Origin of the sequence: Bradyrhizobium sp. IC3123 (assembly GCF_020193625.1) — a bacterium.
GTDB lineage: Bacteria > Pseudomonadota > Alphaproteobacteria > Rhizobiales > Xanthobacteraceae > Bradyrhizobium > Bradyrhizobium yuanmingense.
Map to the genome: position 1 here is coordinate 35244 of NZ_JADYVF010000005.1, position 14222 is coordinate 49465.

Here is a 14222-nt window from a genome sequence, read left to right on the forward strand (position 1 = left end):
AGCGCTGCCGAGAGGATGCTGATGAGACGCGTGATGCTCCTGGCTCTCGGCCTTACATTCATCGTCGCCTGGTCGCACGACAGCGCGAGAGGCCAAACTTCGGCCGCGCCGCCGGTTTCGCTTGCTCCGCCCGATGCATCGCCGCCACGCCCGGGTGCCACCAAGCCCGCCCGGGTAACGACGAACGGAACTCCAGCAGCGACGTCCAGCAGGGAGCCTTCCGTGATTGGCCGGCCTCAACCGAATCCGGCCGCCGACTACGATGGCTTCAGCGTCGGCACCGTCGATGACGTTGGCACTCCGAGCCGCGTGACGCCGCCTGCGCGTTCGCGCGCAGCAAGGGACGCCAGGTCCAATCCGGATGGTCTCGATCAAGAAGATGAGGCGTTGAAGCGAAAGCTGATGATCTGCCAGAGCTGCAAATAGCAGAGCAATCGGATATGACTTGTGGCGGCGGCCTGCGCGCACGCCTCGTCCTTCGAGACGGCGCTGACGCGCCTCCTCAGGATGAGGCTAGTCAGCATCAGTGCTCGTTGAAATGGCTGCCGCGCACTCCGCCCTCATCCTGAGGAGCCCGCCCATAGCGGGCGTCTCGAAGGATGGCCGCCGGGGAAACTCCCAAATGCGATAGCCCTGCTGCAAAGAGGGATGTAAGCACAGCTTCAGATGCCGCGCCCATCCCGCTCGAATTCGTCCTTGCGAATCTTCAGGTTTTCGCGCCGCTGCTCCTATCCTTGAGGGCGGCCAGCAACTCTTTTCCGAGCGCTCCGGCAGAGGCGGGGTTCTGGCCCGTGATGAGCCGGCCATCGACGACGACGTGAGGTTGCCAATTGGCCGCGGACGAGTACTCGGCACCCTCTGCCCTCAACGCATCCTCGAGCTCGTAAGGTACGTCATCGCGCGCATAGTCGTACTCTTCCTTCTTCGAAAAGGATGTCAGCTTCTTGCCGCGCACGAACGGGACGCCATCGCCGAGGTCGACGCCAAGCAGCGCGCACGGCCCGTGACAGACAGCGGCGACGAGCTTGCCGGTGCTCCAGGCTCGCACAACGGCACTTTGGACCGCCGCATTGCGCTGGATGTCCACCATGGGACCAAGACCGCCGGGTATCAGGATGGAGTCGTAGTCGGCGGCATCCACCTCGGATAATTTACGGCTGTGATTCAGGCGGCGAAAGGCTTTGCTGGCGAGGAAATCCTTCTGAGCAGGATCTTTCTCGTCATATGCATCGTAAGGCGTCCACCCCCCGGCCGGCGACGCGAACTCCACCGCGATCCCAGCCTTGTCGAGCACCTCGAAAGGATGGGCAACCTCGGCGAAAAAGAAGCCGGTCTTGCGACTATGCGGTCCGATCACGGCTGCGTTGGTGACAATGAAGAGGACGTGTTGGGTCATGGTTTTCTCCTTTCGATAATGCTATCTGGGATCGCCTTGCCGCGGTGCGGAGACCGCCTCAATTCGGACAGGGCTGTCCGGCCGCGCCCCACATCGCCATGTCCTTGACGTGATCCTCGAAGGTGCCGGGCGGCGTTGAGCGGCCGGCGCCAGGCGCCCAGCCGCGCGGGATGAAGCCGCTCAGCGAGGCATCGTGCCGCAAATGCCCGACGAGACCAGCGGCGTCGCGACCGCCGTTGCGCTTGGGATCTTTCATCTGGGCACAGATCTCGGCGCCGCTCTTGCCGAACCAGATGAAAGCCACCGGGGCGAGTTGCCAATCGATGCCGGCGCGCGGCGGCGAGGGCGCCGGCTCGTTCGCCTGGGTCGAGGTCATGTGGCAGGTCGAGCACGGGATCGCTTCTGCTCCGATGCGGCTCTCGCCGCCATGGATGTTCATGCCATGCGGGCGAGGCTTGGTTTCGCCGGCCGGCGTCCAGATCGGTATCGCCTTGGCATCGACATGGCAGTTGGCACACCGTGGATGGGTCACGACGGCTTCGATCCGCTTCCACGCCTCCAGCCCCTCGGCGCGGCTGACGCTACCGGGCGGCAGCAGGTCCTTGGCGGCCTCGTCCTTCGCGGCGACGATCCCGGTCAGGCCGGCGACGGCCGACGCTGCCAAGACCAACGCGATCAGAGATCTCTGCATGGCGTGTCTCACACGAAATCGATGAACTTGTTGAAGGGCATTTCGCGGATGCGCTTTCCGGTCGCCGCGAAGATCGCATTGGCAAGCGCAGGCGCGGCGGGTGGCACCGGCGGCTCTCCGAGGCCCCTCACCTTCGGATCGTTCTCGAGCCCGCGAACTTCGATGACCGGGCATTGGTGGATCCGCATCGCCTCATGGTGATTGTAATTGGTCTGCTGCGCCGCGCCTTTTGAGTAGGTGATTTCGCAATTGATCGCGTGGCCTAGGCCCCAGACGACGCCGCCCTGGACCTGGTTCTCGAAATTGACGGGATCGATCACCTTGCCGACGTCGACCGCGACCCAGACCTTGTCGATCCGGATGCCACGGTCCGTCGCCGTCACCTCGACGACCTCGGCAACCGGTGTCCCGAACGACTCGACGAAGGCGACGCCGCGGCCCCTGCCGTTGCCGAGCGGCCCCTTCCAGGTCGACATCTCCGCGACCGTCTCCAGCAGCTTGCGATAATGCGGCACATTGCACATCGCGATGCGCGCCTTCATGGGATCGAGGCCGGCTGCGTGGATCAATTCGTCAATGAAGCTTTCGGTGAAGAAGCCGGCTGTGGACGCTCCCACGGAGCGCCAGGTGGTGCACGGCGACAGCCCTTGCGCCTCGTAGCTGATGGCGCGGAAGTTGGGGATGTCGTAATAGACGTTCCACGTGCCGGCGGCCAATTGAGGATCGGGATCCTTCGAGGGTGCACCCATGCGCTCGAGCAGTCCCTTGAACGGCGCCGTCGATGCCAATTGCAGGTCGGTCGCAACGATCTTGCCGTTGGCGACGCTCCCCCTGTGACGCGCGATCGCAATCTGCCGCGGAATATCCTGGAGAAAGTCCTCCTCGCGCGAGAAGACGAGCTTGATCGGCGTCCCGCGCATCTGGTCGGCGATCTCCGCGAGCACGCGGACGTTCTCGAACTCGAGACGATGGCCGAAGCTTCCGCCGGTCCATTGATTGTGGAAGATGACCTGCTCCGGCTTGAGGCCGATAGCGTTCGCCGCAATCGCTTGCACCGCCTGCGGGCTCTGATGACCAACCCAGATTTCCAGGCCCTTGTCGGTGACGAGACCGACCCCGTTCAAGGGCTCGAGCGGCTGATGTGCCACGTAAGGAGCGCGATATTCGGCTTCGACGAGCTTGCCCCTCTTCAGGCCCGCTTCGACGTCGCCGATCGTCCGCCACTCCTTGCCGAGGAATTCGGGCTTGAACGAGGATTCCAGCACCTTCCAGTGATCGGCCTGCTCGGCGGGATAGGCCGACGGCGCCCACTCGCAAGCGATCGCGTCGACCGCCTTCATGGCGTACCAGCTGTTGGTGGCGATCACCGCAACGCCGTTCTTGATCTCGAGGATCTTCTTCACGCCCGGCATCGCGCGCGCCTTGCTGGCGTCGTAGGATTTCAGCGGCTGGCCCTTGCCGGGGTTCAGCTTGACTGAGGCGTAGAGCATGCCCTCCATCTTCTGATCGATGCCGAATTGCAATTCGCCCATAACTTTGGCGCGCACGTCGAGGCGCGTCATCGGCTTGCCCAGCATGCGCCAGGTCGAGGGATCGCGCGGCTGCGCATCGAGCACCGGCGGAATTCTTGCGGCCTCGGCCGCCAGTGAGACGTACGGAATTTTGCTTCCGTCGGGCAGGATCACGTGGCCGGATTGCGTGCGGATGTCGGCGATTGCGACGCCCGAACGTTTGGCCGCAGCTGCCTTCAACGTCTCGCGCGCAACTGCCCCTGCCACGCGCAGCTTCTCATAGGTGTCCGGGATCGTGCTCGAGCCGCCCGTCATCTGCAGGCCGGATTTGCGAAGACTTTCCAGCGCCGCAGCACGTGCTGCTTCGGCCGCAGGGCTCTGGTCCGCGGCCAGGAACGGCGCCAGCTCCTCCTTGAATCCGGTGTTGAAGTAAGCGGGACTCGGGCCGGCGAAGCGGACTTCGAACTGGCCGGGGTCGAGGTCCATCTCCTCGGCGATCATGATCGGCTGCACCGAGCCGACACCCTGACCGATGTCGGCGTGTTGCGCGATCAGCGTGATCTTGTCGGGGCTGATCTCGACCCATGGATTGAAGGTGACGGAATTCGGGCCGAGTCCGGCGGCCAGCGGATTGCCATCGGCACTCGGCGCGGCCGCTTCGGCCGGACCATAGGCACCGAAAACGATGCCACCGGCGACCGCGGCAGAGCCGAACACGAAAGCCCGACGCGAAAGGGTTTGCATGTCGCCCATCTCACTTCTCCGCCATCTTGTTTGCGGCGGCCGCATGGATCGCCGCACGAATGCGCGGATAGGTGCCGCAGCGGCAGAGATTGCCGGACATCACCTGGTTGATCTGCTCGTCAGTCGGTTTTGGGATCGATGCAAGAAGCGAGATGGCCTGCATGATCTGACCGGTCTGGCAGTAGCCGCATTGCGGCACCTGATGCGCGATCCAGGCCTGCAAGACCGGATTTTGGTCCTTGTTGTGCAGGCCTTCGAGCGTGACGACCGATTTGCCCGCGACCTCGCCGATATGGGCCTGGCAGGACCGCACCGCCTTGCCGTCGATGTGAACGGTGCAGGCCCCGCATTGCGCGACCCCGCAGCCGTATTTGGCGCTGGTGATGCCCAGTTCGTCACGCAGCACCCACAACAGGGGCATCTCGGGCACGACGTCGACCTGGCGCTTGATCCCGTTCACCTTGAGCTCGATCATGCCGATATGTCCTCTCGCCTACCTGGTCGCTGCAACAGCACTGCCCGATGCACGTTGATGAATATTTCCGAATCCTGCGGGATCATGCGCAATTCCTGCGCGATGCGGCATCGTCGGGGTCGGTCTCCATCTCGGTCCCGCCGCAGCACAATTCGCGGTACTGGCCCGGGGTGAGATTTGCGGCCTTCCTGAACACGCGCGTGAAATTGGCCTGCGAGCCGAAGCCGAACTCCAGGGCAATCTCGACCAGCGACAGGTGGTCGCGCGCGAGCTCCTGTCGCGCGGCGTGGACGCGGCGATCGGTGACGTAACGGTGCGGTGACAATCCGGTCGCTTCGCGAAACAGCCGGGAAAAATGATAGGGGCTGAGGCAGGCCTGGGCCGCCAGATCCTCGAGCCTGACATCGCTGCCGAGAGACGCCTCGATATAGTCCAGCACGCGCTGGAGGCGCCTTGGGTCGAGCGCCGGCGATTTGTCGGGTGCGCGCCAACGGTCGATGGTGTAATTGCCCAAAAGATGCGCAGCAAGCGCGACCTGGATCCCCTCCACGAACAGCGCGTCGGTCGGCTGGCGCGGGCGATGGAGCAGATCGCGAAGCGGCGAACAGATGTGGAAGAGCACCTGGTCCGCCAGACCGTGCGCATAGGCGATCTCGATTTTGGCCGGATCGATGTCGAAATCCGCAAGTGCACTGTGGTCGAGCAGCGCGGGCGGCAGATAGAGATGAAGACATTCCATCCGGTCGGAAAGCTCGAGGTGGCTCTCCTGCGTGCCCACAGGCACGAGATAACTCATGCCCGGACGCGCGAGGCTTTTCTGGATTTCGCCGTTGCCGGCGCGGGACACCATCCCTCCGCCCGACAGCAGCATGACGAGCTCGGTGCAGATGGGAACGGGCGTTGCCTGACAGCCCGCCTCGAACTTGCGATGCTCGATGCTCAGCCCCGGCCAATCATTGACCGCCGCGAGCTTCTCGCTGTTCTTGTACTTGTGATCTCCATGCGTCACGAGCGCCATTACGACCTCCGCTTCGTTGCGGCGATTCCCGGCCCCGTATCGCGCGAGCGATCATTCCATCCGGTGGTGAGTTGCAGCCCGGTCACTGCCACGCCGATCGCGAATTACTCACAAGCTGCGCCAGCGAAGTCCAGAGGCGGCACGGTTAAAAGAGGTAAAAGCCAGGCAGCGCAAAGGCTTGGAGCGGCGCGCGTTCGGCTTTCAAGGCCAATCTCCTCGCACCTCAGCAAGATGCGTGCGTCATCGCGCAGGAATCGGAAATACCGCAAAGCGGGCGCGCCCTATAGATGGCGCACCAACGGCAATGTCGCCGTATAGATGACAGGAGCCTGACATGAAGCCGCTTACCTCCGCGCTTGCCGCGTTGTCGATCGCAACCGCCGCCCCCGCGGCCGCGGCCGACAGGAATGTTTCGATTGTTCTCGTGCACGGCGCCTTCGTCGATGGCTCGGGCTGGAAGGACACCTACGGCATCCTCTCGGAGGCGGGCTATGAGGTGCTCGTCGTTCAGCAGCCGACGATCACGCTTCGCGACGATGTCGCCGAGACCGAGCGCGTGATCGCCAAGGCGCGGCATCCCGTCATTCTGGTCGGGCATTCCTATGGTGGGATGGTCATCACGGAAGCCGGCGACAATCCCAAGGTTCGCAGCCTGGTCTATCTCGCCGCCTTTGCTCCTGACGCCGGAGAGTCCGTCAGCACGCTGGCGGAAGCACCGGTGCCCGCCGGCGAGCACAAAGCTCCGCTGGTCACCGAGGGCAATTATCTGCTCGTCGACCGCGCAAAATTCCCCACCTCTTTCGCGGCCGATGTCGACCCGGCCACGACCCGCTTCATGGGCGCCGCGCAGCTGCCCTGGGGATTGCAGGCGGTGCAGACCAAGGTCGATCGCGTGGCGTGGAAGACGAAGCCGACCTATTACATGGTGACGAGCGAGGATCACATGATCCCGCCGACGGCACAGCGCACCATGGCCAAGCGTTCCGGCGCGAAGGTGACGGAGATGAAGAGCAGCCACGCCGTCATGCTGTCGCATCCGCGCGAGGTCGCGGCGTTCATCAGAAGCGCAGACACGTCAGCGACCGACTGAGATCGGCTGTGCCGCACACGGGCGGACTTGGCCCTCGCAGACAAGGACTAGCAACATGGCCCTCAAGGATATTCTGCCGGGACGACTAGGGTTCGGCGCGGCGCCGCTCGGCAACATGTTCCGCGACATCCCGGAGCGGGAAGCGCTCGCGACGGTGAACGCAGCCTGGGACGACGGCATTCGCTATTTCGACACCGCGCCGTTCTACGGCGCGGGGCTTGCGGAGATCCGCATCGGCGCCGCACTCGCCGGCCGGCCGCGGAGCGACTACGTGCTCAGCACCAAGGTGGGCCGCCTGATCCTGGACGAGATCGAGGACGTCGATGCCCGCGACCTCGGTGAGAAGGGCGGCGTATTCAGGTACGGCCGCCCGAACCGGATCGTGAACGATTATTCCCGGGACGGAACGTTGCGCTCGATCGAGGACAGCCTGAAGCGGCTCGCGACTTCCCACATCGACGTCGCTTTCGTGCACGACGTTGCGCAGGATTTCTACGGCGACGAGTGGCTCTCGGTGTTCGAAAGCGCCCGCAAGGGCGCCTTCAGGGCGCTCGACCGGCTGCGCGACGAAGGCGTGGTCAAGGCGTGGGGACTAGGTGTCAACCGGGTCGAGCCGATCGAGCTGCTGCTCGCGCTCGAAGAGCCGCGCCCCGACGGCTTCCTGCTCGCGGGCCGATACACGCTGCTCGACCATGCAAGGGCGCTGCAGCGGGTGATGCCGATGGCCGCCGAGCACGAGCTCGCGATCGTGATCGGCGGCCCCTACAGTTCCGGCGCGCTCGTCGGCGGCCCGAACTTCGAGTATGCGCCGGCGCCTCCCGAAATCCTCAAGAAGGTGGCGCGGATCAAGGCGATCGCAGACCGCTATCGGATCAGCATGAAGGCGGCCGGCCTGCAGTTCGCGCTCGCCAATCCCGTGGTTGCCGCCGTCATTCCCGGTGCGAGCCGCCCAAGCCGCATCGCCGAGGATCGCGCGGCGCTCGAGGAAGCCATCCCGGCGGAGTTCTGGCGCGAGCTGCGCTCCGAGGGGCTGGTCAGCCCCGCAGCTCCGCTTCCCGCCGCTGATTAACCAATCCACCGAACGACCAAGGAGAGCAACATGACAGATGAAACCGACAACACCACCGAGATGGGTCGCCGCGCCCTGCTTCAAACCGCCGGCGCCGCCGTCGTCACCGGCATCATAGCCGGCACGGCAATCGACGCACGGGCCGCGACACAGGATGCGGAGCGCGACGAGGCACCGCTCGGCGCGCGGCTCCAGGGCGTCCAGCATTTCGGGCTGACGGTCCAGAACATGGAGCGGGCGTACCAGTTCTACACGGAGGTGCTTGGCGGCACCGAGGTGTTCCGGCACGGCGACTTCCAGGGGGACGGGGTGCAGAATACGCTGCTGGCCGACCAGGAGATCGAGGCGAACGCACGCGGGATCAATCCGCGAACAATTGGCGTGCCCGACTTGCGAAGCGGGGCACAGCGGCTCGATGTCCGGTTCATCCAGTTCGACAACATGGTGCTGGAGCTGCTGCAATATCGCGAGGCTGATCAGCCCATGGGCAGCGCCAAGAGTTTCGCCGAACCGCTGGAGCACATGAGCCCGGCCTTTCCGCGCATGATGCACATCTGTTTCTATGTTCGCGACGATGTCGACTTCAACAAGTTCATTGCGGATCTCGAAGCGGAATCGGCGCGCCGCGGCATGACGCAGGTGAGGGCGAACCGCACCATCCGCGTCATGACGGAAGCGGATCGCAAGGCCGCGCCCCGCAGCACCAACACGAACCGGGTGACCGCCGAACCCTCGAACGGCTGGGAGTTGATCTATTGCAAAGGACCCGAAGGCGAGCAGCTCGAATTCGTCAAGGCGCTCGGTCCGGTCAAGAAGCGCTTCAGCGAGGCCTTGGCAAAACGGCAACAGAAGATCCTGCGCTAGATTCTCGTGCGGGGCGGCTGTCAGGTGTCCTGGCTGGTCACTCTGCGATCCAATCACATGTCGAGGACTTCACCATGCAAACTCTCGTCCGCAACTCGCTTGCCGCCCTGCTGATCGCCTCCGTGGCGCCGGCGACGCTTCCGGCCATGGCTCAGGAGGCGCCGCGCATGCACTATGGGGAGATCCCGGAGGGGGCATATTCCGTGGTGGCCCAGGTGCGCGCCAAGCCTGGAAAGGAAGACATGCTGCGTGCCGTCACCTTGCCGCTGATCGACTTGGTCCGCGGCGATCCCAAGAACCTGATCTATTTCCTTCAGGAAGACCGCGCCAAGCCGGGCCACTTCATCTTCTACGAAGTGTTCGCCAGCCAGGCCGATTTCGACGCACACAACGCGATGCCTTATGTGAAGGATTGGTTCGCCAAGCTTCCGGAACTTGCCGACGGCGGCGTCGAAGTCATGCGCATGGCCGTTCTTGGCAAGCCCAAAAAATAGCCGAGCCGTCCGGCGCGCGCGTGTGTCAATTGTCCTGCGGCAAATCGTACGACCCGGAAGGGTTCCCTTCAAAAATATTGCAGTGCATGATAATACCAGTCGATCTATTCGATCGATTGGCAATGATCAATGCGGGCTGCCACGGAGACACGACAACGGGGCACCGGCCGGCGGGAGCTCACCTACTGCTTCGGCCCATTTCGACTGATCCCCAGCCGCCAGTTGCTCCTTCTCAAAGGGCGCCCCGTCAAGCTGGGTGGACGTGCATTCGAGCTTTTGCAGCTGCTGGTGCAGCGCTGCGGCGAGCTGGTCAGCAAGACTGAGCTGATGGCGGCCGCCTGGCCCGGCACCTTCCTCCACGACAGCAATCTCAAGGTCAACATGTGGAGCTTGCGGCGTTCGCTGGGAGACACCCAGATCGAGCCCCTCTACATCGCGACCGTGGCGCGCCGTGGATACAAGTTCATCGCGCAGGTGCAGATCAGCATCGGCGAGATCGACGACGATCTTGCGCTCGCCGAACCGCTCCCCTCGTCCAGTCCGCCATTGCTGCGCGGCATCGTTGGTCGTGAAGCGGAAATCGACGAAATTACCGGTCTGTTGACCGGCAACAGGCACGTGACCCTGGCGGGCGCCGGAGGAATCGGCAAGACGACGGTTGCCTTGGCTGTAGCCCAGGCGTTTGCGCCACAGTGCCGCGACGGCGTGTGCTTCGTCGATCTCGCAACGATCTCCGACCCGACGCTGTTCGGCGCCGCACTGGTGACGGCATTGGGCATCAGGGGCAATCCGGACAACAGCCTGGCTGCGGCCATCGACTATCTGAAACCGCGGCAGATGCTGGTCATTCTGGACAATTGCGAGCACGTCCTGCCAGCCGCAACGATCTTCGCCGGCAGGTTCATGGCGGAGGCATCGCCGTCCAAGCTGCTTGCGACGAGCCGCGAACCGCTCGGCACCGCCACCGAGCACGTCGTCCGGCTCGGCTCCCTGGTCTCACCCAAACCCGGCCACGCCCTGACCCCAGATCAAGCCGTCAGGTTTCCGGCAGTGCAATTGTTCGTCAGCCGCGCCGCCGAATGGGCGGACTACCAATTCGTCGATGATGATTGCGAGGCCGTTGCCGCAATCTGCCACTCGCTCGACGGCCTCCCGCTGGCCATCGAATTGGCGGCAGCCCAGATCGGCAGGTTCAATCCTCACCAATTGGTGGAGTTGCTCGACCAGAATTTGGGTTTTCGTGCCCCCGCCGCCGATGGCGCGCCGCCGCGTCATGAAACGCTGATGGCGACGATCGACTGGAGCTTCAGACTGCTGTCGCAGCGGGAAGCCAGACTGTTCGGCCTGCTCTCGGTGTTCAGCGACGCATTCGAGGTCGAGGACGCGGTCTTCGTCGCCGAAGCGGCAGGGCTCACGCCGGTCGACGTCGTCACCGGCCTCGGCAGTCTCGTTGCCAAATCGCTCCTGAGCGCGCAGGCACATGGCGCGAGCCTGCGCTATCGCCTGCTCGACAGCACATGCCGCTATGCGAGCGAGCGGCGCCGGGCCGATCCTGCCTGCGACCAGGCGCTGCGCCGTCATGCGCAACGTGTCCTCACGCTGTTCGAGCAGTCCGAGGAGGAGTGGAACTGGCGCGAGCCGGCCGATTGGACCCAGCGTTACCTTGGCCGCATCGCCGACTTGCGCGCCGCTCTTTCATGGGCGTTCGGCGAGCACGGCGATGCCGTACTCGGGATCAGGCTCACGGTTGCGGCGATCACCTTGTGGTCGGAGACGTCGATCCTGTCGGAAGCGCAGGCGCGGTATGCGGACGCGCTCGCATTGGCCAAGACCGTCCCGTGCGACGATCTGTCGAAGACAAAACTCGCCTGCGCCCTTGGGTGGAGCCTCTTCTACGCCCGCAAGATGTCGAATGAGAACGAGATTGCCTGGCTCGATGCCATCCTCTTTGCAAAGCGGGCCGGCAACATCGAATATCAGCAGCGGGCGCTGGTCGGGTTCGGCTTCTACCTGCTGCAGATCGGCCAGGTCGAGCGCGCCATATCTTATCTTGAAGAGGCCACTGAGCTCGCCGACCGCGATCGCGATCTGACGGCGACGTCCGAAGCCGATCGCGCGCTGGCCTGGGCTCGCGCTTTTGCCGGCGAATTGAGCAGGAGCCGCCCTGTTCTCGACCGTCTTGCAGCGACCTACTCGCTGGCCGAAGGGCGTTCGCGCAAGGACGCGAACGAAGTCTATCGGTTCATCACCGTCCGCTTCAATCTGCCCTTCGTCGCGTGGATGCAAGGGCAAGCGGACTACGCGGCGAGGCTCGCCAAGGACGCCATCGATGCCGCGGACCGCAGCGGCCATTGGGTGTCACAGTCGAACGCATTTGGGCTCGCCGCCCTTCCCGTTGCGCTCGAAACCGGCAATCTTGACGCGCTCGCGAGCTACACTGAGCGATTGCGTCGCAACCTTGAACGCGAGCGCATCTCACGCTGGGTTCCGGTCGAGCGCTATTTCTCCGCATGCCTTCGCGACCTGCGGGGCGATCCACGCGCGGTGGAGGATATTCGAGCCGCGATCGACGAACTGACAGAATGCCGGTTCTTGATGCGGATCGGCAGCTATCTCGCGGTCCTCGCCCGCGCCTATCTGAGGCAAGGGCGGATCGCGGAGGCGCAAGAAGCCATCACGCGGGCGATCGAGCATCAGGAACGCCAAGGCGAGCGCTGGTGCCGTCCGGAGCTCCAGAGAGTTGACGCCGCGATCCTTCTCCACACCGGCGAGCCGCTGCGCGCCGAAAAGCGGTTTCAGCAAGCGCTCGCGGAAGCGCGCAGGATAGGCGCGCTGACGTTCCAATTGCGGATCGCGACCGATCTCGCGGCACATTGGATCGCCACCGACCGCAGATCCAAGGCTGTCCGGCTGCTCTCGCCGATCTATCACGAGTTCACCGAGGGGTTCGGGACACCGGATCTGCTTGCGGCCCAGCGCCTGCTGCAGCCGACCGCGAGCGGCTGCAGCGACCATCGCAGGATGGAGCCGGTACACGCTGGCGACGCATAGCTGGCCTACCGCCGCGCTCGCTGCCCGCGCTTTACGCTCCCGGAAATTCCTGATCCTCTCCTCCCAACAAGCCGGATCAACCGGCCTTGCCAGGGAGAGAGACGCCATGAAGCTCGGCACCGCCATTGCGGAAATCATGAGGCGCGAGGGGATCGAGATCCTTTGCGGCTATCCGGTCAACCATCTCATCGAGCACGCAGCCAAGGCCGAGATCCGCCCCGTGATGGTGCGGCAGGAGCGCGTCGGCATCCACATGGCGGACGCCATCTCGCGGGTGACGTCGGGGCGCAGCATCGGCGCCTTCTGCATGCAGCACGGGCCGGGCGCGGAGAATGCGATGGGCGGCGTGGCGCAGTGCTTCGGCGAATCCGTTCCCGTGCTGGTGCTGCCGATGGGCTATCAGCGAAGGCTGGCGCATATCGAGCCGAACTTCAATTCCAGCGAGGCGACGAAGCCGTTCGCGAAATCGTCCGAGCCGATCATCCTCGCGAGCGAAGTCGTCAACATCTTCCGCCGCGCCTTCACCAAGCTGAAGAACGGCCGCGGCGGGCCCGTCATCGTCGAGATCCCCTCGGACATGTGGAACGAGGAAGTGGCGGAGCCGCTGAACTACACGCCGGTGTTGCGCACCCGCTACGGCGCCGACCCCGTTCACGTCACGGAAGCCGCCAGTCTGCTGGTGAACGCAAAACGGCCGGTGATCTATGCCGGCCAGGGCGTGCATTACGCGCAGGCCTGGCCGCAGCTGAAACGGCTCGCCGAGCGATTGGCGATACCCGTCACCACCAGCTTGGGCGGCAAATCATCGTTTCCGGAGACGCATCCGCTGTCGCTCGGCTCCGGCGGCCTTGCAGTGCCGCGCGCGGTGCCGAAGTTTCTGGCCGAGGCCGACGTCATTTTCGGCATCGGCTGCTCCTTCACCGAGACCAATTTCGGCATCGCGATGCCGAAGGGAAAGACCATCATTCATTCGACGCTCGATCCCAATCATCTCAACAAGGACGTCGAAGCGAAGATCGGCCTGGTCGGCGATGCCGGCCTCGTGCTCGACGCGCTGCTGGAGGAGATCAGCAAGACCGTCACCGCGGATCGCGATGCATCCGCCGTCGCGGCCGAGATCGCAGCCTCGCACAAGGAATGGCTGGCGAAATGGATGCCGAAGCTGACCAGCAATGACGCGCCGCTCAGCCCCTACCGCGTGCTGTGGGATCTCCAGCACACCGTGGACATCGAGAATACGATCATCACCCACGATGCCGGCAGCCCGCGCGACCAGCTCTCGCCGTTCTGGCGATCGGTCGAGCCCCTCACCTATCTCGGCTGGGGCAAAACCACGCAGCTTGGTTACGGCCTCGGTCTTGCGATGGGCGCCAAGCTGGCAAAGCCCGACAAGCTCTGCATCAACGTCTGGGGCGATGCTGCGATCGGCTTCACCGGCATGGATTTCGAGACCGCGGTGCGCGAGCGCATCCCGATCATGTCGATCCTGCTCAACAATTTCTCGATGGCGATCGAGCTGAAGGTGATGCCGATCTCGACCGAAAAATATCGTTCGACCGACATTTCCGGCGACTACGCCGCGATGGCCCGCGCCTTCGGCGGCTACGGAGAGCGGGTGACGCGGCCGGAGGACATCGTGCCCGCGATCAAGCGCGGCATCGCGAAGACGAGGGAAGGCGTGCCGGTGCTGCTGGAGTTCATCACAGCCAAGGAGACCGAGGTGTCGCGGCCCGGCACGTGAGCGGAGCCGGTGCGGGCACGGCTGCAAGGCGCTGGCTCCGGCCGCAGAAGTTGTGATAATCCGGCCCGGTGCCGCGCA

11 protein-coding genes are annotated in these 14222 nt (G+C 64.3%); 6 read left to right on the forward strand and 5 right to left on the reverse strand.

What is annotated here, in order from left to right:
- Positions 1-706: 706 nt before the first annotated feature.
- From I6F20_RS17795 to I6F20_RS17815, 5 genes are all read right to left on the reverse strand, one after another.
- Entirely contained in the window at positions 707-1396 is a 690-nt protein-coding gene (locus I6F20_RS17795; RefSeq protein ID WP_225127187.1) for a type 1 glutamine amidotransferase domain-containing protein, read from the reverse strand.
- Positions 1397-1454: 58 nt separating this feature from the next.
- Entirely contained in the window at positions 1455-2087 is a 633-nt protein-coding gene (locus I6F20_RS17800) for a hypothetical protein (RefSeq protein WP_225127189.1), read from the reverse strand.
- 8 nt (positions 2088-2095) lie between these two features.
- Complete coding sequence (locus tag I6F20_RS17805; protein WP_036005819.1) at positions 2096-4351, reverse strand: xanthine dehydrogenase family protein molybdopterin-binding subunit; 2256 nt, start codon at positions 4349-4351, stop codon at positions 2096-2098.
- Between the two features lies 1 nt (position 4352).
- Positions 4353-4817 (reverse strand): (2Fe-2S)-binding protein, encoded by a 465-nt coding sequence (locus I6F20_RS17810; RefSeq protein ID WP_036023261.1) that lies wholly within the window; start codon positions 4815-4817, stop codon positions 4353-4355.
- Positions 4818-4899: 82 nt separating this feature from the next.
- Complete coding sequence (locus tag I6F20_RS17815) at positions 4900-5835, reverse strand: helix-turn-helix domain-containing protein (protein WP_225127192.1); 936 nt, start codon at positions 5833-5835, stop codon at positions 4900-4902.
- 334 nt (positions 5836-6169) lie between these two features.
- Here I6F20_RS17815 and I6F20_RS17820 point away from each other — a divergent pair, with 334 nt between their 5' ends.
- From I6F20_RS17820 to I6F20_RS17845, 6 genes are all read left to right on the forward strand, one after another.
- The gene (locus tag I6F20_RS17820) at positions 6170-6925 is read left to right on the forward strand and encodes an alpha/beta hydrolase (protein ID WP_225127195.1); all 756 of its coding nucleotides are present in this window, start codon (positions 6170-6172) and stop codon (positions 6923-6925) included.
- A 55-nt stretch (positions 6926-6980) separates the two neighbouring features.
- Positions 6981-7994, forward strand: coding sequence for an aldo/keto reductase (locus I6F20_RS17825; RefSeq protein WP_225127196.1), 1014 nt, complete (start codon positions 6981-6983; stop codon positions 7992-7994).
- A gap of 30 nt (positions 7995-8024) precedes the next feature.
- A complete protein-coding gene (locus tag I6F20_RS17830; protein WP_036005827.1) occupies positions 8025-8858 on the forward strand; it encodes a VOC family protein in 834 nt (277 codons plus the stop codon).
- A 146-nt stretch (positions 8859-9004) separates the two neighbouring features.
- Entirely contained in the window at positions 9005-9352 is a 348-nt protein-coding gene (locus I6F20_RS17835) for a putative quinol monooxygenase (RefSeq protein ID WP_370130661.1), read from the forward strand.
- A gap of 222 nt (positions 9353-9574) precedes the next feature.
- The gene (locus I6F20_RS17840; RefSeq protein ID WP_225127198.1) at positions 9575-12403 is read left to right on the forward strand and encodes an ATP-binding protein; all 2829 of its coding nucleotides are present in this window, start codon (positions 9575-9577) and stop codon (positions 12401-12403) included.
- A 52-nt stretch (positions 12404-12455) separates the two neighbouring features.
- Positions 12456-14144, forward strand: a complete 1689-nt coding sequence (locus I6F20_RS17845) for a thiamine pyrophosphate-requiring protein (RefSeq protein ID WP_225127599.1) — start codon at positions 12456-12458, stop codon at positions 14142-14144.
- Positions 14145-14222: the final 78 nt, after the last annotated feature.